General features: G+C 67.5%; 19 protein-coding genes and 1 pseudogene. 9 read left to right on the plus strand and 11 right to left on the minus strand.

What is annotated here, in order from left to right; all coding sequences use genetic code 11:
* Positions 1-92 precede the first annotated feature (92 nt).
* Entirely contained in the window at positions 93-314 is a 222-nt protein-coding gene (rpmE, locus tag NDN16_RS13105) for a 50S ribosomal protein L31 (RefSeq protein WP_060600008.1), read from the minus strand.
* A 167-nt stretch (positions 315-481) separates the two neighbouring features.
* Here rpmE and NDN16_RS13110 point away from each other — a divergent pair, with 167 nt between their 5' ends.
* Positions 482-2,287: an ABC transporter transmembrane domain-containing protein gene (locus tag NDN16_RS13110; RefSeq protein WP_251114026.1), complete on the plus strand. Its 1,806-nt coding sequence runs from the start codon at positions 482-484 to the stop codon at positions 2,285-2,287.
* 81 nt (positions 2,288-2,368) lie between these two features.
* Positions 2,369-2,770 (plus strand): hypothetical protein, encoded by a 402-nt coding sequence (locus NDN16_RS13115; RefSeq protein WP_251114027.1) that lies wholly within the window; start codon positions 2,369-2,371, stop codon positions 2,768-2,770.
* Between the two features lie 18 nt (positions 2,771-2,788).
* On the opposite strand, the pseudogene NDN16_RS13120 reads toward NDN16_RS13115, so the two are convergent.
* From NDN16_RS13120 to nikR, 7 genes and pseudogenes are all read right to left on the minus strand, one after another.
* Positions 2,789-2,863: pseudogene (locus tag NDN16_RS13120) on the minus strand (plasmid stabilization protein); the annotation flags it as partial.
* A 7-nt stretch (positions 2,864-2,870) separates the two neighbouring features.
* Positions 2,871-3,626, minus strand: a complete 756-nt coding sequence (locus NDN16_RS13125) for an ABC transporter permease (RefSeq protein WP_251114028.1) — start codon at positions 3,624-3,626, stop codon at positions 2,871-2,873.
* Positions 3,623-4,561, minus strand: coding sequence for an ABC transporter ATP-binding protein (locus NDN16_RS13130; protein ID WP_251114029.1), 939 nt, complete (start codon positions 4,559-4,561; stop codon positions 3,623-3,625). Before NDN16_RS13130 ends, NDN16_RS13125 begins: the two co-directional genes overlap by 4 nt.
* Positions 4,558-5,679 (minus strand): ABC transporter permease, encoded by a 1,122-nt coding sequence (locus NDN16_RS13135; protein WP_251114155.1) that lies wholly within the window; start codon positions 5,677-5,679, stop codon positions 4,558-4,560. Before NDN16_RS13135 ends, NDN16_RS13130 begins: the two co-directional genes overlap by 4 nt.
* A 61-nt stretch (positions 5,680-5,740) precedes the next feature.
* Positions 5,741-6,652, minus strand: a complete 912-nt coding sequence (gene osmF, locus NDN16_RS13140) for a glycine betaine ABC transporter substrate-binding protein OsmF (protein WP_251114030.1) — start codon at positions 6,650-6,652, stop codon at positions 5,741-5,743.
* A gap of 79 nt (positions 6,653-6,731) precedes the next feature.
* Complete coding sequence (locus NDN16_RS13145; RefSeq protein WP_251114031.1) at positions 6,732-7,217, minus strand: NUDIX hydrolase; 486 nt, start codon at positions 7,215-7,217, stop codon at positions 6,732-6,734.
* A complete protein-coding gene (nikR, locus tag NDN16_RS13150; RefSeq protein WP_251114032.1) occupies positions 7,210-7,635 on the minus strand; it encodes a nickel-responsive transcriptional regulator NikR in 426 nt (141 codons plus the stop codon). Before nikR ends, NDN16_RS13145 begins: the two co-directional genes overlap by 8 nt.
* 101 nt (positions 7,636-7,736) lie before the next feature.
* Here nikR and NDN16_RS13155 point away from each other — a divergent pair, with 101 nt between their 5' ends.
* From NDN16_RS13155 to NDN16_RS13175, 5 genes are read left to right on the plus strand one after another with little or no spacing between them, the layout of a single operon-like run.
* Entirely contained in the window at positions 7,737-9,305 is a 1,569-nt protein-coding gene (locus NDN16_RS13155; RefSeq protein ID WP_251114033.1) for an ABC transporter substrate-binding protein, read from the plus strand.
* Positions 9,296-10,288, plus strand: a complete 993-nt coding sequence (locus tag NDN16_RS13160; RefSeq protein WP_251114034.1) for an ABC transporter permease — start codon at positions 9,296-9,298, stop codon at positions 10,286-10,288. The genes NDN16_RS13155 and NDN16_RS13160 overlap by 10 nt, the downstream gene beginning before the upstream one ends.
* On the plus strand, positions 10,285-11,091 hold the full coding sequence (locus tag NDN16_RS13165; protein ID WP_251114035.1) for an ABC transporter permease: 807 nt from the start codon (positions 10,285-10,287) through the stop codon (positions 11,089-11,091). Before NDN16_RS13160 ends, NDN16_RS13165 begins: the two co-directional genes overlap by 4 nt.
* Positions 11,088-11,852 carry an ATP-binding cassette domain-containing protein gene (locus NDN16_RS13170; RefSeq protein ID WP_251114036.1) on the plus strand — a complete coding sequence of 255 codons (765 nt, stop codon included), beginning with the start codon at positions 11,088-11,090 and terminating at the stop codon, positions 11,850-11,852. Before NDN16_RS13165 ends, NDN16_RS13170 begins: the two co-directional genes overlap by 4 nt.
* Positions 11,845-12,450 carry an ABC transporter ATP-binding protein gene (locus NDN16_RS13175; protein ID WP_251114037.1) on the plus strand — a complete coding sequence of 202 codons (606 nt, stop codon included), beginning with the start codon at positions 11,845-11,847 and terminating at the stop codon, positions 12,448-12,450. The genes NDN16_RS13170 and NDN16_RS13175 overlap by 8 nt, the downstream gene beginning before the upstream one ends.
* Here NDN16_RS13175 and NDN16_RS13180 read toward each other — a convergent pair.
* Genes NDN16_RS13180 through NDN16_RS13190 form a run of 3 tightly spaced genes read right to left on the minus strand, consistent with a single transcriptional unit; the run spans position 12,434 to position 14,996 of the window.
* The gene (locus NDN16_RS13180) at positions 12,434-13,066 is read right to left on the minus strand and encodes a response regulator transcription factor (RefSeq protein ID WP_251114038.1); all 633 of its coding nucleotides are present in this window, start codon (positions 13,064-13,066) and stop codon (positions 12,434-12,436) included. The genes NDN16_RS13175 and NDN16_RS13180 overlap by 17 nt on opposite strands.
* Positions 13,063-14,511: a histidine kinase gene (locus NDN16_RS13185; protein WP_251114039.1), complete on the minus strand. Its 1,449-nt coding sequence runs from the start codon at positions 14,509-14,511 to the stop codon at positions 13,063-13,065. Before NDN16_RS13185 ends, NDN16_RS13180 begins: the two co-directional genes overlap by 4 nt.
* Positions 14,508-14,996: a hypothetical protein gene (locus tag NDN16_RS13190; RefSeq protein WP_251114040.1), complete on the minus strand. Its 489-nt coding sequence runs from the start codon at positions 14,994-14,996 to the stop codon at positions 14,508-14,510. The genes NDN16_RS13185 and NDN16_RS13190 overlap by 4 nt, the downstream gene beginning before the upstream one ends.
* A gap of 359 nt (positions 14,997-15,355) precedes the next feature.
* Between NDN16_RS13190 and NDN16_RS13195 the strand changes: the two genes are divergently transcribed.
* Positions 15,356-17,302, plus strand: coding sequence for a methanol/ethanol family PQQ-dependent dehydrogenase (locus NDN16_RS13195; RefSeq protein ID WP_251114041.1), 1,947 nt, complete (start codon positions 15,356-15,358; stop codon positions 17,300-17,302).
* A 62-nt stretch (positions 17,303-17,364) separates the two neighbouring features.
* A complete protein-coding gene (gene moxJ / locus NDN16_RS13200; protein ID WP_251114042.1) occupies positions 17,365-18,264 on the plus strand; it encodes a methanol oxidation system protein MoxJ in 900 nt (299 codons plus the stop codon).
* The last annotated feature ends 64 nt before the right edge of the window (positions 18,265-18,328 follow it).

Consider the following 18,328-nt stretch of genomic DNA (forward strand, 5'->3'; position numbering starts at 1 on the left):
CAGACGCGCGGCCCGCGACGAAACTTCGAAACGCAATGAAAAAGGCCCGGCGCTTTCGCACCGGGCCTTTTCAATTCGACGATGCACCGTGCTTAGATGCCGAGGCCTTCGTAGCGCTTCTTGAAGCGCGAGACGCGGCCGCCGCGATCCATCAGCTGCTGGTTGCCACCGGTCCAGGCCGGGTGGCTGGTCGGGTCGATGTCGAGGTTCAGCTTGTCGCCCTCACGGCCATAGGTGGAGCGGGTCTGGTACTCGGTACCATTGGTCATCACCACGGTAATGGTGTGGTAATCGGGATGAATCTTGGCTTTCATGCTTCCTGATCCTTTAGGCGTCGGCAGCGCGTGATGACCTGTTGCCACCCGGTGGCGCCAAAAGGCCGGCTCCCGAAGAACCATCGCGCAAATGCTTCCAAATTCGAGGGTGAGCCTATACATCAGCGGCCCATGGGGCACAAGGGTCAGATACAGGAGAGTTGAGCTTGGCCGAAACATCCGTTGCGCCGGGAGGGGCCAAACGTCGAAACCTGCGCCCGCTGCGCAAGCTGCTGCCCTACCTGGCCGCCAATCGCGGGCTTGTTGCCGGCGCGATCGTCTTCCTGGCCCTCGCCTCGCTGACCACCCTGTCCCTGCCGCTGGCCGTGCGCCGCGTCATCGACCTCGGCTTCGATACGCCGGACACCCGCTTCGTCGACACCTATTTCGCGATGCTCGTCGTGCTGGCCGGCTTGCTGGCCGTGGCCAGCGCCGGCCGCTATTACTTCGTCGTGACGCTGGGCGAGCGCGTCGTCGCCGGCCTGCGCAAGGATGTCTTCGCACAGGTGACCCGCCTTTCGCAGGATTTCTACGACAGGACGATGTCCGGCGAGATCGTCTCGCGACTCACTGCCGACACGACGCAGGTCAAATCCGCGGTCGGCTCGACCGCGTCGCTGGCCTTGCGCAACGCCATCCTCGTCACGGGCTCGCTGGCGATGATGGTGTTCACGGCGCCGGCGCTGTCCTTCATCGTCATCGCGGTCATCCCCGTCATCGTGGTTCCGTTGATCGCCATCGGCCGCTCCGTGCGGCGCAAGTCCCGGGCGGCGCAGGATACGCTGGCGCATGCCAGCGCCTACGCCACCGAGGCGATCGGCGCGATGCGCACGGTACAGGCCTTCACCGCCGAGGATATGGCGACGGGGCGTTACACGCGCGCGGTGGACGATGCCTTCGAGGCCGCGCGCGGCACCATCAAGGCGCGCGCCTTCCTGACCGCCTTCGCCATCTTCCTCGTCTTCTCGTCCATCGTGGCGGTTCTCTGGATCGGCTCGCAGCAGGTCATCACCGGCGACATGACCGCCGGCACGCTGGGCCAGTTCATTCTCTACGCCGTCTTCGCGGCCAGCGCTCTCGGGCAGTTGTCCGAGGTCTGGGGCGATCTTGCGCTGGCCGCGGGCGCCACGGAACGCCTGACCGAACTGCTCGTCGAGGAGCCGTCGGTGCCGCAGCCCGTTCCGGCGCTGCCCATGCCGCAGCCGGCACGCGGCGCCATCGCCTTCCACGATGTCGGCTTCGCCTATCCCGCGGGGGGCATGCCGGCGGTATCCGGCCTTTCCTTCACGGTCCGTCCGGGCGAGACGGTCGCCATCGTCGGGCCTTCCGGAGCCGGCAAATCCACCGTCTTCTCGCTCATCGAGCGGTTCTACGATCCGACATCCGGCCGCATCGAGATGGATGGCTGCGATATCCGGTCGGTAAGCCTCGACGCGCTCAGGCGTCGCATCGCGCTGGTGCCGCAGGACGTCGCGGCCTTCGCCGCCAGCATCGCCGACAACATCGCCTTCGGCCGGGCCGACGCCACGCGCGACGAGATCGAGGCGGCGGCGCGCTCGGCCATGGCGGATGGCTTCATCCGGGATCTGCCGCAGGGCTACGATACACCGGTCGGAGAGCGGGGGGTGACACTGTCGGGCGGCCAGCGGCAACGGCTGGCCATCGCGCGCGCCATCCTGCGCGACGCGCCCGTGCTTCTCCTGGACGAGGCGACGTCCGCGCTCGACTCGCAAAGCGAGCGGGCCGTCCAGGAAGGGCTGGAAACCCTGATGCAGGGACGCACCACGCTTGTCATCGCGCATCGCCTCGCCACCGTCCTGAAGGCCGATCGCATCCTGGTCATGTCCGGCGGTCGTATCATCGAGGAAGGCACCCATGCCAGTCTGGCCGCTTCCGGCGGCCTCTATTCGGAGCTTGCGCGCATGCAGTTCCGCGATGCGACGGAACGGTCGTTTCGTGGCGCTGCCGAGTAGCGAAACCGAATGTCCGGGGCTTGCCGTCTGAATGCCGCAGTCTTGGATAGTATGCCCGTCGGATACGAACGACAGGGTGACATGGCGGTTTCGACCAAGCCTCTCCGTTTCTGCTTGCTCATGGCCTCGCTGGCGCTCGCCGCGCCGGTGCGTGCCGCCGACTCGACGGCCGTCGCACGGTGCGAAGCCGGGGTGACGGCCGCCATCCAGAACCCGGCCAGCTACCGGCGGGGCGAGGTGGAAAACCAGCGCGAGCCCGGATCGCAGAACTATGTGATGGTCGTGCATTTCGAGGCGGCGAACATCTACGGCGAGCCGATCGCGGCCAAGGCCTATTGCTTCTTCCGGCAGGTGCCCCCTTCCCCGCGCGAGAAGGAAAGCTGCCCGGATTGCCAGGTCTACGTGCTCGACGGGCTCAGCATCGCGGGTGCTTTCCGACCCGGCGACACCGAAGAGCCCAGGATCGTGTCCGGCGGGTCCTGATGCCGGTCAGGGCGCCCGCTTGCCCCTGCCCGAGCCGCCGGGCTTGTTGCCGCCGCCATCCTGCTTGTTGACGGTCGCCCAGGCGCGGCGTTCCCGCGGATCAGCCCTGCCGCCCCGCCTGCCCCATGCGGCGGGCGGTTATGCGTTCGGCCAGCGAAAAGAGGTCCGACAGAAGCACCGCAAGCACCGCGACGATGAGCCCGCCCTGCACGATATAGGCGAGGTTGTTGGACAAAAGCCCGGCGATGATGACCTCGCCCAGCGTCCGCGCCGCCACCGTGGATCCGATGGTCGCCGTGGCCAGACCGATGATCACCGAAAGCCGGATGCCCGCCAGGATGACGGGCAGCGCCAAAGGCAGTTCCACCCGCCACAGCCGCTGCCAGTTGGTCATGCCGGTGCCGCGCGCCGCCTCCACCACGGCGGGCGGCAGGCCTGTAAGTCCCGTCATCGCATTCTCGAAGATCGGCAGCAACCCGTAGAGAAACAGCGCTATCAGCGTCGGCGCCTCGCCGAAACCCACCGCCGGCACCGCCAGCGCCAGCACCGCGACCGGCGGAAAGGTCTGGCCGATATTCACCACGCTGCGCGACAGCGGCAGGAATTCCCGCCCGCCCGGCCGCGTCACCAGGATGGCCAGCGACAGGGCGACGATCGTCGCCGCCAGGGTCGCGATGGCGACGGTCCTCAGGTGCAGGACCGTCAGCTCCATGAGGCTGCCCTGCGCGTAGATCGCCGGGGCGTTATTCTGCGTCAGCGGACGCAGTAGCGGCGCGAAGGCTTCCGGCCGCAACAGGAAAGCCGCCAGCAATCCCAGCAGGCAGACGCGCCAGAGAATGGAGGCAAGGCGCCTCATGCCGGACGCGCCGCCTCCGCGATCAGCCGCGCGCGCCGGATGATCCCCAGCGTCGCGCCGCCGCTGTCGGCCACCGGCGCAACGTCGCGACCCGACCACAGAAGCTCGGCCAGCGCATCCCTGCGGCTGGCGTCGCGCGCGATGGGGGCGCCGCTGGCCTCTCCCTGCTCCACGAGGTCGCCGACCCCGCTGAGCGACAGGTAGCGGAAGGGCCTGTCGCCGGTTCCAATGAGCCTGTCGACGAACATGTCCGCCGGCCTGGACAGGATTTCCTTGGGCGATGCGTACTGGATCACCTTGCCGCCATCCATCACGGCTATGTTGTCGCCCAGGTGGATGGCCTCCTCCATGTCGTGCGTCACGAAGACGATCGTGGTTCCGAAGCGCTTCTGGATCGCCATCAGGTCGGCCTGGGCCTTGGTGCGGATGATCGGGTCGAGCGCCCCGAAGGGCTCGTCCATCAACAGGATGTTCGGTTCCGCCGCCAACGCCCGCGCCACGCCGACGCGCTGCTGCTGCCCGCCGGACAGCTCATGCGGGTAGCGGCCGGCGTAATCGGAAGGATCGAGCTGGAACAGGTCGAGCAGTTCGGACACGCGCGCCGCGATCCGCTCCTTGTCCCAGCCGATCAGGTTGGGCACCGTCGCGATGTTTTCGGCAACGGTGCGATGCGGGAACAGGCCATGGTTCTGAATCACGTAGCCGATGCGCCGGCGCAATTCGTGCGGCGGCAGGGAGCGGTTGTCCTCGCCGTCGATCAGCACGGCCCCGTCCGTCGGCTCCGTCATGCGGTTGATCATCCGCATCAGGGTCGTCTTGCCGGAACCGGACGTGCCCACGATGGCCGTTACGCTGTGCGGTTGCATCGTGAAGGAGACGTCGTCCACCACGGCGACGTCGCCATAGCGCTTGGTGAGGCTGCGAAGCTCGATCATGCCCGTGCTCCCGGTCTTTGGTGGCTGGATGCCTCCACGGCGGCATCCAGGATGATGGCGGCGCTGAAGGCCATGACCACGGTGGGCAGCGCGCCCAGGAGAACCAGATCCATTGCCGTCTGGCCGATGCCCTGGAACACGAAGACGCCGAGCCCGCCGCCGCCGATCAGCGCGGCGATGGTGGCAAGGCCGATATTCTGCACCAGCACGATGCGGATGCCCGTCAGGATAACGGGAAAAGCGAGCGGAAGCTCCACGCCGAACAGGCGCTGCCTGTCCGTCATGCCGACCCCGCGGGCCGCGTCGTCGGCATCGGCCGGTATGCTGGCAAGGCCCACCACGGTATTGGCCACGACCGGCAGCAGCGAATAGAGGAACAGGGCCACGAAGGCCGGCGCCACGCCGATGCCGCGAATGCCGATGGCGTTGGCCAGCGGCACGTTGGCCGCCAGCCAGCCCAGCGGCGCGATGAGAAGGCCGAACAGCGCTATCGACGGAATGGTCTGCACGACGTTCAGGCCGTTCAGGATCGGGGCGCGGATGGCGGCGATACGATGACAGGCGATACCGAGCGGAATGCCGACGACGACCGATGCGACGAGCGACCCCAGCGCCAGCACCAGGTGACGGCCCAGTTCCCGCCAGAACGAATCGGCGCGGCTGCCATATTCACGCATCAGCGACAGTCCATCCCACCGCCCGGACCACAGCACCAGCGCCAGCACCCCGAGTGCGCCGGCAAGGATCATCACGCGGATAAGCGGCGGGGGCTTCAGGCGCGCCAGCGCGTCGGTGGCCAGCAGGGCATAGGCGAACAGCAGCACCCAGAACCCCGAAGCCGGCGACACGCGTGCGAAGCCGTTTTCCGGCGGCGTCAGGTGGGCGGGAGCCATTCCGATCGCCAGGACAAGGGCAAGTAGGGCGATGAGGCTGCCGACAAGGCGCGGCACCGGCCCGGTGCGCAGCAGCGCCAGGGCGCCGACGCCCAAAAGGATGGCAAGGGTTATCGCCGACGGCGTCGGCGGAAGTGCGTCGAGCAGCGTGCGGCCTTCGCCGGCGACGATGCGGTTGGCCCGGAAGGTAGCGAAGGGCAGCGCGAACAGTGCCGCCGACGCCATCGCGGCGATGACGAGTCCGAGCTTGTCGAGCCTGTGCACCCTTCAGCCCTGCCCCGTCCGGCTACTTCATCAGTCCCTTGGAGGTCAGATAGTCTTCGGCAACGGCGCGGGCGGGTTCGCCGCCCAGTTGCACGCGGCCATTCAACTCCTGCAGCGTCGTCAGGTCGAGGCTGGCGAAGATCGGCTGCAGGATCTCGGCTATGTCCGGATGCTCCTGCAATACGGCCTCGCGGATGATCGGCGCGGGCTGGTAGACCGGCTGCACGCCCTTGTCGTCGTCCATCACCTTCAGGCCGGACGGGGCTATGCCGCCATCGGTGCCGTAGACCATGGCCGCATTGACCCCGTTGGTGCCCTGCGCGGCGGCCGCGATGGTGGCGGCCGTATCGCCGCCCGAGAGGGTCAGCAGTTGATCGGGCGTCAGGGTGAACCCGTAGGTTGCCTGGAAGGCCGGCAAGGCCGCCGCCGAATTGACGAACTCGGACGATGCCGCAAGCTTGACGTCGCCGCCGCCGGCAACCCAGGCGCCGAACTCGGTCAGCGTATTCAGGGAATTCTCTTCGGCAACCGGGCCCGCCACCGCGATGCCCCAGGTGTTGTTGGCCGGCGACGGGGCGAGCCAGACGATCTTGTTGGCGTCGTAGTCGAGCTGCCTGGCGGCCTCGTAGGCTTTCGCGGCGTCCTTCCACGTATCGGCCTCGCCTTCCTTGTTGAAGAAGAAGGCGGCATTGCCCGTATATTCCGGATAGATGTCGATCTCGCCGGCGACGATCGCCTGCCGCACCACCGGCGTGCCGCCCAGCTGGATACGATCGGTCGTCTCGATGCCGGCATTCTGCAACGCCAGCAGGATCATGTTGCCGAGTACGCCACCCTCGGTATCGATCTTGGAGGAAACGACCACCGGCGCTGCGAGCGCCGGGCCGGCCGCAACGCTTGCGGCCAATGCCGCTGCGATAAGAATGGAACGCATTTATCTGACCCCTTGCGGCTTGCCTTTCGGGGAAACTAGGTCCGCGGCGGCGATAGGGAATGGCTGGCGCCACTCCCTTCTAGGACGGTTCCGGAAAACTGTCGCGGATCTGACGCGCCACGGCGTCGTCCGCGTCCAGCCGCTGCAGCAAGGACTGCAGTTCCGGCTCCAGCACCATGAGGGCCGCCTGGGACGGCGTCACCCAAACCTGCCTGCGCTGCCCCTTTTCCTTCCAGGTCGGTCGCCGCCCGGCAACGATGAGCAGGTAGACGTCGACGACCGCAAAGGCGAAGGCGCGCTTGCCGCGTTTCCAGTACTGGAAACTGTCATAGGGCTTCTTGATCGTCTTGCCGACGACGCCCGCCTCCTCGATCGCCTCGATGGCCGCTGCGCGCGCCGGCGTCTTGCCCTTCATCAAATTGCCCTTGGGCAGCACCCAGCGCCGTGTCTCGCGGGACGTGATCAGCAGGACGAGCAGATTGCCGTCCTCGTCCACCCGCACGGGCAGCGCCGCCACCTGCCGCTTCTCTCCCTTGCGCACGCGGCGTGACTTTTTGTCACCCATCGCGACCGTCTTTCCCCGGCTCCAGCGGAATGATCACCAGCTCTCCATGGCGCACGCTGCGCTCGGCGATGACGTGGTCGGCAAAGTGGCGCACGGCCCGCACCTCGCCCCGTAGAACCGACAGCTCCATGCAGGTGTCGTGATCCAGATGCACGTGCAGGGACGCGACGGACAGGTCGTGATGGTCGTGATAGGCATTGGTGAGCCGCCGCGACAGCTCCCGCGCATTGTGATCGTAGACGTAGACGAGGGCGCCCATGCACGCGCCGGTTTCCGGCCCGTCCACCTTGGCGTCGCGCAGCCCCGCACGCACCAGATCGCGCACCGCCTCGGACCGGTTCTGGTAGTTCCGCTCGTCCATGATGCGGTCCAGCTCGTCCATCAGATCGTCGTCGAGCGTCACCGTAACGCGCTGCATGTCCACTCCCTCGCGCATTCGCGCGTATGATGTTTTTATATAGACCTCATACTGAGCCGATCCTATTGTCTCGGCGATTCGGCCAGGTCGGGGTATGGTTCATGCGTTTTGCCGCTTTTCTTGGGTTGGTTGCAATCTGTTGCGGGATACTATCCGCTCCAGCGGGCGCCGCCCCGCGCGACACTCTCGTTCTTGCCATCGGCGGCGAGCCCGAAACCGGCTTCGACCCGGTACTGGGCTGGGGCGCCTACGGACACCCCCTGTTCCAGTCTACATTGCTCCGCCGCGATGCGAAGCTTGCCAGCCGGCCGGACCTTGCGACGCGCTGGTCGTTGTCCGACGACCGGCTGACCTGGACGGTCGCCATCCGCCCGGACGCCCGCTTTTCGGACGATACGCCGCTGACCGCCAGCGACGTCGCCTTCACCTTCAACACGGCGCGGGATGCCGCAGGCGCGCTCGACCTCACCATGCTGGAGGCGGCGACGGCGCAAGATGCCACTACGGTCACGTTTCGCCTGCGCAAGCCGGCCATTACCTTCACCGAGTTCTTCCACACGCTCGGCATCGTGCCCGCGGCATCCTACGGTCCGGGCTACGCGCGGCGGCCGGTCGGATCCGGTCCTTACCGGCTCGTCTCATGGAGCGAAGGCGAGCAGCTCATCGTCGAGCGCAATCCGCTCTATTACGGCGAGGCGCCGGCCTTCCGGCAACTGACCTTCCTGTTCACCGGCGAGGATGGCGCGCTCGCCGCCGCCCGTGCGAGGGCGGTGGACATGGCGGCGGTGCCGGGCATGCTCGCCGGCATCGTGCCGGAAGGCTTCCGCCGCAGGGAGGTCCGTTCCGTGGACAACCGCGGCATCAGCCTGCCGACGCAGGTTCCCGGCAGGACCACACGGAACGGGCTGCCCATCGGCAACGCCGTAACGGCCGATGGCGCAATCCGCCGCGCCATCGACATCGGTATCGACCGGCACCTTCTGACGGAGGTGGCTTTGGGCGGCTTCGGCAGCCCGGCGACCGGTCCGGCCGACGGGCTGCCCTGGGGCAATGCCGACGAAGCCGCCATCCACGATCCGCAAGCCGCCGTGCGTCTGCTGGAACAGGCCGGCTGGCAGGCTGGCGCGGACGGCATACGGGTCAGGGACGGGCTGCGCGCCAGCGTCCCCCTGTACTATCCCGCCGGGGACGGCACCAGGCAGATCCTGGCCGAAACGGTCGCCACCCTTGTCCGGCCGCTTGGCATCGAGATGCGACCGCAGGGCGCGCCGTGGTCGGCGATCCGCCGCATCATGCATTCGGAGCCGGTGATGTTCGGCTTCGGCAGCCACTCGCCCTTCGAAGTCTACAGCCTCTACCATTCCTCGCTGGCCGGGCGCGGCTACATGAACCCGACCTTCTACGCCAATGCCGCCGTCGACGGGCATCTCGATGCGGCCGAGGCCGCCGCCAGCATGGAGGCATCCTATCCCCACTGGCGCGCCGCCGCGTTCGATGGCGCGACCGGCTACGGCTCGCGCGGCGATGCCGCCTATGCCTGGCTGGTCAACCTTACCCATGTCTATCTGGTCGGCGCATGCCTCGACATCGGCGAAACGCAGATCGAGCCGCATGGCCATGGCTGGCCGGTTACGGCAGGCATCGCGGGTTGGCGCTGGACGTGCGACTGATCCGCTCTCTCGTATCGGCGCTGGCAAGGCTGGCGGCGCTTCTGGCCTTCGTGGCCCTCTGCGCTTTCCTGCTGGTCAAGCTGTCGCCTGTCGATCCCGTGGATGCCTATCTCGGGCCCGCCATCGCGCGCGTCGGCGAGGCGCAGCGCGCCGCCATCGCCGCGGCGTGGGGGCTGGATCGCCCCTGGCCTGAACAATTCCTGCTGTGGCTCGGCAATCTCCTGTCGGGCGATGCCGGCTACAGCCTCTCCTACAACGCCCCGGTCGCCGAGGTCATCGCCGCAAGGGCGGGGCCGAGCCTTGCCCTTGCGGGGACGAGCTGGCTGCTTTCGAGCCTTGCAGGCTTCACGCTCGGCATCCTGGCGGGCGTCTACGAGGATACGGTACTGGACCGTGTCGTGCGCTTCTGGTGTTTCATCCTTGCATCCACGCCCACCTTCTGGCTGGCGATCCTGATGCTCACCGTTTTCTCGGTCGGCCTCGGCTGGGCGCCATTGTGCTGCGCCGGCCCCATCGGCGTGCGCCCGCAGGATGTGTCGCCGATGCAGGCCCTGTTGCACCTGGCTTTGCCGCTCGTCACCCTGACCTTGTTCGGCGTTGCGCAGATCGCCCTCCATACGCGCGCCAAGGCCGTTCTCGTCATGCGGTCCGATCATGTCCGCTTCGCCCTTGCGCAGGGGGCGGGCCGGGTCGACGTCGCCCTGCGCCACGTGGCCCGCAACGCGGCCTTGCCCGGCATCGCGCTCATGCTCGCATCCATCGGGGAGCTGTTCGGCGGCGCGATGCTGGCCGAGCAGGTCTTCGCCTATCCCGGCCTCGGCCGGGCAGCGGTGGACGCCGGCCTGCAAGGCGACGTCCCGCTACTGCTGGCGATCACGCTCCTGACCGCGCTCGTCGTCGGGCTGGGCGGCATGGCCGCGCGTCTGGTGGCCAGGGCGGTGGATCCGCGCCTTCGCGATGCGGAGGCCGTCTTCGCCCCATGACCGGATCCAGGATCGCCCGCCATTGGCCTCTCGCCCTGCCGGTGCTGGCCCTCACCGCGCTGGCGGCGTCCGGCGACGCCGGGCCGATGCCCGATTTCGCGCGCCGTCTGATGCCGCCATCCCTGGAGGCGCCCTTCGGCACCGACGCGCTCGGCCGCGACCTGTTCGGGCGCAGCCTGGCCGGGCTTTCCCTCAGCCTGCACATCGGGCTTGCCGCATCGCTCGCCTCCACCGCCATCGCCCTCGGCCTGACGATGGCGGCAAGCCTGCACAGGATGGCCGGCGGGCTCGTCTCCTTCGTCACCGATGCGGTGCTGAGCCTTCCGCACCTGGTGCTGCTGGTGCTGATCGCCTTCGCAATGGGCGGTGGTGCGCAAGCCGTCGTCGTGGCGGTGGCCCTTTCCCATTGGCCAAGGCTGACGCGGCTGCTGCGCCTGGAGCTGGAGCAGGTCCTGTCATCGGACTTCGTCGCCGCATCCAGAGCATTCGGCCGCTCGCGTCTGCATGTGGCCGCACGGCACGTTCTGCCGCATCTGCTGCCGCAACTGGCGGTCGGAGCCGTCCTGATGCTGCCGCACGCCATTCTGCACGAGGCCGCCCTCACCTTTCTGGGCTTCGGGCTGGAGCCGACACGCCCCGCCCTCGGCATCCTCATGTCCGAGGCGATGCGAACCCTGAGTGCCGGCTATTGGTGGCTCGGGCTGTTTCCGGGCCTCGTGCTGGTGACCACGGTGCTGATGGTGGAGCGTGTCGGAGCCCGCCTGCAGCGACATCTCACACCCATGCCGGAGGCGGCCCGATGATGAAGGCGCAGGATCTGGCGATCGACGTCGACGGACGCCGCCTCGTATCCGACGTCTCCTTTACGCTCGAGCGGGGGCAGATCCTGGCGCTGGCCGGTGCGTCCGGTATCGGCAAGTCGCTGATCGCGGCTGCGCTCCTGGGTATGCTGCCGGGGGGCGGGCGACGCGGCGGAACGCTGCTCCTCGATGGCGAGACGATGACCGACGCGCGGTTGCGCGCCGCCAGGGGACGGCGGATCGCCCTGGCGCCGCAACCACTGTCGAGCCTGGACCCCTCCGCACGGATCGACGACCAGTTCCGCTGGGCGGCGCGGCGCGCCGGCCTGTCCGGGGCGGCCTGCAAGGCGGCGCCGGCCGCGGCGCTGGCACGGCTCGGCCTGCCGGAACGGACATCGAGCCTCTACCCGCACCATCTGTCCGGCGGCATGGCGCGCCGGATCCTGCTGGGCATCGCCACCGTCGGCCGTCCGCAAGTCCTGATCGTGGACGAGCCGACCAGCGGCCTCGACCGGGCCGCCATCGACCATGTCGCCGGCGACCTCAGCCGCCTTGCGTCGGACGGGTGCGCCCTCCTCGTCATCACGCACGATCTCGTCTTCGCAAGCGGCCTCGCCGACAGGATCGCCGTCCTGTCGCCCGACCGATTCGCCGCGCCGATGCCCGCCTCGGCCTTCGTGGCGGACGGCGCAGATATCCCCGATGCGCAGGCACGCCGCCTGTGGCGCGCAACACCGGCAAACGGGATGACGGTCGATGCTTGAGGCGCACGCCATCACGGCATCGCGCAGGGGCGCAACCCTGTTCGAGGGTTTCGACCTGACCATCCGGCCGGGCGAGATCGTCGGCCTGGCCGGTCCGTCCGGCTGTGGCAAATCCACCCTGGGGCGCATCCTTGCAGGATTGCTGCGCCCGGCCGCAGGAGCCGTCCATATCGATGGCCGTCCTTTACCTGCGCGCGGCCTCAGCCCCATCCAGTATGTGGCCCAGCACGCGCTCGGCGCGGTCAACCCGGCATGGCGCATACAGCGCATCCTGGCCGAGGCGCACCGGCCGTCGGCGGAATTGCTGGGCCGCTTCGGCGTCGACCCGGATTGGGCCGGCCGCTATCCGCAATCGCTGTCCGGCGGGCAGTTGCAGCGGGTGGTGCTTGTGCGGGCATTGGCGCCCGCCGTGCGCTTTCTCGTGCTGGACGAGGCGACGGCCTCGCTGGACGCCGTCGCACAGGCGCATGTGTGGCGCGGCCTGCAATCCCTCTGCGCCGATTGGGGAACGGGCATATTGGCGATCAGCCATGACGAAGCCCTTCTCGGCCATGTCGCGGCGCATACGGTGCGCCTGCCCCTTACGCACTTCCGGTGATGCGTACCGCCTTGGCCACCAGATCGGGCAGCGTCTTGGCGGCCAGCTTGACCTTGAGCGACGAGCAGGCATTGGCCACCGTCTTGTAGCTGATGCTGAGCCCTTCCGCGATCTCGGCGTAGGAGCGGCCCGCCGCCAGCAGCCCCAGGATCTCGAGTTCGCGGTCGGTCAGCCTGTCGCGGTCGGAACTGCCGGAGGGCCGGTTCAGGAAGGCCACGCGGGCGGCCATGTCCGGGGGCAGATAGGGCTTGCCCTGCCGCACCGTATCGAAGGCCTCGCCGATCGTGTCGGGGCTGGCATCCTTCTGCACATAGCCCGTCGCGCCAAGGTTGAGCGCACGCCGGACGATGACGGGATCGTCATGCATGGAGAAGATCAGGATGGGCGTGCGCCCGTCGCGCGAGCGGAACCGCTTGATGAAGGCGAACCCGCCGAACATGTTGGGCCCGAAGGACAGGTCGAGAAGGATCACGTCCGGGTTCAAACGCCTGTAGGCACGGAACCCCTCCAGGGGCGACAACGCGCCGAACACCTCGCTGGCCCCGTAATCGGTGATGGTCTGTCGGCATCCCTGGAACACGACGGGATGATCGTCGATGACGAGCGCGCGCGTCATGGCCGCGCCCCCCGCGCCGCGCCGTCGCCGGCCGCGCGGACCGGAATGGCGATCCGGCAGATCGTCTGTCCGCCGCTTACGGCCGGCGCCGTCGCAAAGCCGCCCAGGGCCTCCACCCGTTCCGCGATACCGATCAATCCGTAACCCTCCCTGTTCGATGCGACGGGCATCGTCCCGTCATTGGCAACCGTCGCCTCCAGCACCGCGTCGCAGGACGCATCTCCGGGTCGCAGCGCGATCGCCACCTCCACGCGCCCGGCCTTGCCATGCTTCAGCGCATTGAGAACGCTTTCCTGCACGAAGCGATAGACGGTCAGGTCCACCACCTCGCCGAAAGTGGCGTCCGCCGTTTCCGTCCGGCACGCGAAATGCGTGTCGGGCGACGACCGGCGAAACGAATCCACCGCGCCCTCCACCGTGTCGCGAAGGGGCACGCCACCGACCGCCATCGGCCTCAGGCCCGCCAGAAGCCGCCGCGTCGCGGATTGCAGCGTCGCGACTTCGTCTTCCAGCATGTGCAGCGGCTCTTCCAGCCCTCCGCCGTCCTCGGCGCGTGCAGCCTTGCGCTTCAGCATGGCCACGGCCGCCCGCAGGCTGAAAAGATGCGGCCCCAACTCGTCATGGAGATCGTTGGCCAGGGCTCGGCGTTCGGCCTCGTGGGCGTCCAGCAGACGGCGAGCCAGATTGCGGTTGAGGCGCTTTTCCTCCGAAAGGTGGCTCGCAAGATCGTTGAAGCCGCCCGTGACACGGTCGAACTCGGCGAAATCGGCCCGATCCAGCCGCGTATCCAGGGCGCCTTCGCGCAACCGGTCCAGCGCATCCTCGATGCGGCGCAGCCGCGCGAAGACAAGGCTGACCAGCAGCATCGACAGGAGCGACAGGATCGCCCCGTAGAGGATGGTGACGGGCAGGATGAAGCTGAAATCCTGCCAGACCTCGGCGATCTCGTCCGCGTCGTTGGCCGACAGCATCAGGGTGGCCGTCGATCCATCGTCAAGCGTCAGATTGAACAGGCTGTCGATCGGTTCGATCTCGATCAGCGCGGCGAACCAGCGCGGCGCCTCTTCCCCGTCATCGTCGTCGTCGGCGGCGGCATCCTCGGCCGGCCCTGCGAGCGGATGCGACAGCGCGGCGCTGACATGGCGCATCTCGCCCAGTTCATCCACCAGCCGGCGATACGCCTCCAGCGTCCCATCCGGGCCGATGGAGGCGATCCGCGCCTCGGCGAAGCGCTCCGCGATGGCGAACGAGGCGGAAACCTCGGCACGCGTTGCAAGCCGCGCATTGACCACCATGCCGAAGGCCAGCAACAGCCACAGCGCGGCGCTCAGCCCCACGACGCCAAGCATGATGCGGCTGCGCAATTGCGGCAGGCGCCGCCCGGCGGCGTGCGATCCGGACAAGGCGAGCGACAGGCTCAGGCCACGTCCTTCCCGAACGGTCATTGCGCTCTCCCGCCGGGCCCGGTGCGATGCAGCTCCGCGACGGCGGAGCCATGATCCAGGCCCTGCCGCCTCAGGTTCAGGTAATGATGAAGGAGAGTGCCGAAGGACAGGCGTCCGTCACCGGCCGCCTCTGCCAGGAAATCGTTCAGCAGTTCGTCCATGCCGTGCACCTCTCCCATGGCCTGCAGGGTGTCCTGCGCCTGGACGAGGCGATTTGCGATCATGCGCGGAGATTCGGTAAAGCGGCGCGCCGCGTGGTCCAAAAGCGCGTCGTAATCGCGGGCGCGGGCATCCTTTGGGCCCACTTCTCGGCCGGCCTCCAGCATGGCGAGCCACTCGCCGGCGGGCCGGTCGACGCCATAGGCTTGCCAATGGGCCTCTGTCTGCCGTTGCACAGGGACCGTTTCCGCCACCGGTGGCTCGTCACAGGCGGCGAGCCCGCCCGATATTAGTGCCAGCATGGCGCAGGAGACGCCATGGCTCATCCGCACACTCCGTACTTGGGTGCCCACCCATCGCCGGGCGTTTGCCGAGACCAGCTTAAGCGCCGCACGCGAGGCGGGTAAAGCCTTCCTACCGGATCGGCGTGCCTTCCCGCCATGATCGGGAATATTTCCCGGAGACTTCGTCCAACACCATCGGGAAGTATTTCCCGGTTCCTCTGCACAAATAGCCTAGAGACGTTCCACAATGCCTGTGTAACTCTTTTCTCCAACAGCACGTCCCCGGAGCATCGCGGCAAGTGCCTCGACACGACAAAACATCCGGAAAGGGCGGCACTTGGGGATCGTCCCAAGGAACGACTTGGTGGGCCTTGGCAACACGAAGTTGATGGGGAGGCACAATGAACAGACTCTGGGCTTCGGCGTCAGGCGCCGCGCTTTCATGCGCATTGTTAATTGGGGCTCAGGGCGGCGCGCAGGCCAACGACGCGTTGGTCGAGCTTGCGAAGAGCCCTGAAAACTGGGTCATGACCGGGCGCGACTACAACGCGCAGAATTTCTCTCCCAGCACGCAGATCACCAAGGAGAACGTCGGCGAGCTGCGGCCCGCATGGTCCTTCTCCACCGGCGTGCTGCACGGCCACGAGGGAACGCCGCTCGTGGTGGACGGCAAGATGTTCGTGCACACGCCCTTCCCCAACACGACGTTTGCGCTCGACCTCGACGAGCCGGGCAAGATCCTGTGGCAGAACAAGCCCCGACAGGATCCGACGGCCCGCGCCGTCGCCTGCTGCGACGTCGTCAATCGCGGCCTTGCCTACTGGCCCGGCGATGGCGACGTCGACCCGCTGATCTTCCGCACCCAGCTCGACGGGCGCATCGTGGCGATGGATGCCGCGACGGGCGAGACCCGGTGGGAAATGGAAAATTCCGACATTCGCGTTGGCTCCACCCTCACCATCGCGCCTTACGTCATCAAGGATACCGTGCTGGTCGGATCGTCCGGCGCGGAACTGGGCGTTCGCGGCTATGTCACCAGCTACGACGTCAAGACGGGCGAACAGCTATGGCGCGCCTATGCCACCGGTCCCGATGAGGAGGTGCTGCTGGCGGCCGACTTCAACGACGCCAACCCGCATTACGGCCAGACGGGCCTCGGCACCCGCACCTGGGAGGGCGACGCCTGGAAGATCGGCGGCGGCACCAATTGGGGCTGGTATGCCTACGATCCGGAAGAGGACCTGTTCTACTACGGCTCCGGCAACCCCGCGCCGTGGAACGAGACGATGCGGCCGGGCGACAACAAGTGGACCATGGCCATCTGGGGCCGCGACGCCGACACGGGCGAGGCGCGCTTCGCCTACCAGAAGACACCGCATGACGAATGGGACTATGCCGGCGTCAACGTGATGATGCTGTCGGAGCAGGAAGACAAGGAAGGCCAGACGCGCAAGCTTTTGACCCACCCGGACCGGAACGGCATCGTCTATACTCTGGACCGCACCAATGGCGACCTGATCTCGGCCGACAAGATCGACGATACGGTCAACTGGGTGACGCAGGTGGACCTGGAGACGGGCATTCCCCAGCGCGACCCCGAATTCGGCACCCGCATGGACCATCAGGCCCGCGACATCTGCCCCTCGGCCATGGGCTACCATAACCAGGGCCACGATTCGTACGACCCGGAGCGCAAGCTCTTCTACATGGGCATCAACCACATCTGCATGGACTGGGAGCCGTTCATGCTGCCCTACCGCGCCGGCCAGTTCTTCGTCGGGGCGACGCTGAGCATGTATCCGGGGCCCAAGGGCGACCGCCAGAACGGCCTCGGCCTCGGGCAGGTGAAGGCCTATGACGCCATCACCGGCGACTTCAAATGGGAGGTGATGGAGCGCTTCGCGGCCTGGGGCGGAACGCTGGCGACGGCCGGCGGCGTCATGTTCTACGGCACGCTGGACGGCTTCATCAAGGCACGCGATTCCGACACGGGCGACCTCCTGTGGAAGTTCAAGATGCCTTCGGGCGCCATCGGCCACCCGATGACCTACGAGCATGACGGCATCCAGTACGTCGCCATCTATTACGGCGTCGGCGGCTGGCCGGGCGTCGGCCTCGTCTTCGACCTGAACGACCCGACGGCCGGCCTCGGCTCGGTCGGCGCCTTCCGCCAGTTGCAGAACTACACGCAAATGGGCGGTGGCATCATGGTCTTCTCGCTGGATGGCGAAGGCCCCTACAGCGACCTCGAGAAGGGCGAATACCAGCCCCGCATCAACGAGCCGCCCGCTCCAGTGGGCCGGGACGCCTCGCTGCAGGGCGACGCTCCCGGACGGACGGTCAACTGAACAGGCTTGGTTCGGAATGCCGTCACCCCGGCATTCCGCCCACCGATCGAAGGATGAAAGTCATGTTCGCAAAGCTTTCCATGACCGCAGCCGTGCTGGCGCTCGCCGTCTCAGCCGGCCCGGCCCGCGCCGAGGCCGTCGGCGTCATACCGCAGGTCCACGAGCCGACCGCCGAAGAGCGGGGCCCCAGCCCGACCTCGATGAGCGACAGGTTGATGGTGTGTGCCTCCGGCAAGGACGCCCCCTACTCGACCGCGGCGAAGGACGGCTTCGAGAACCGGATCGCCGAGGCCCTGGCGCAGGCGATGGGCCGCGAGGCCGAGTTCGTCTTTTCGGAGCGCGCATCGATCTACAATGTGCGTGATCTGCTGGATCCGAAGAAATGCGACGTCGTCTTCGGCATCGATCCGGGCGATCCGCGCGTACAGACTTCGGAGCCCTATTTCCGGACGGCCTACGCCTTCGTAAGCCGGGCGGATTCCGGCTTCGACGGCCATCGCTGGCAGGATGCGGGCCGCGACGGGCTGACGCGCTTCGCGACGCGCATCCACTCACCGGCGCAGACCATGCTGAAATATGCCGGCAAGTACGAGGACAACCTCGCCTATCTCTACGGACTGGTGAACTTCAAGTCCAACCGCAACGCCTTCACCGAGGTCGCAGCCGACAGGCTGGCGAGCGAGGTGCGCAACGGCGAGGCCGATCTGGCCATCGCCTTCGCCCCCGATGTCGCCCGGTATGTCGAGGCGTCGGACGGGGAATTGAAGCTGACCCTGATCGAGAACAGCCTGGAGCGGCAGGATGGCGTGACCATCCCTCTGCAATACGGCCAGACCGTCGGCGTGCGGAAGGGCGACGACGCCCTCTTGAAGGAGGTCAACGACGGCCTCGCCAAGGCGCAGGACCGGATCCGCTCGATCCTCGAGGAAGAAGGCATACCGCTGTTGCCGCTGTCCAGCTAAGGGCGGCCGCTGTCCTTGTGAAGTTGCCGGAGCCTCCGTTCGAAAAGGCTCCGGTTCCCGGTGG

This window comes from Aureimonas altamirensis, assembly GCF_023702225.1.
Lineage (GTDB): Bacteria > Pseudomonadota > Alphaproteobacteria > Rhizobiales > Rhizobiaceae > Aureimonas > Aureimonas altamirensis_B.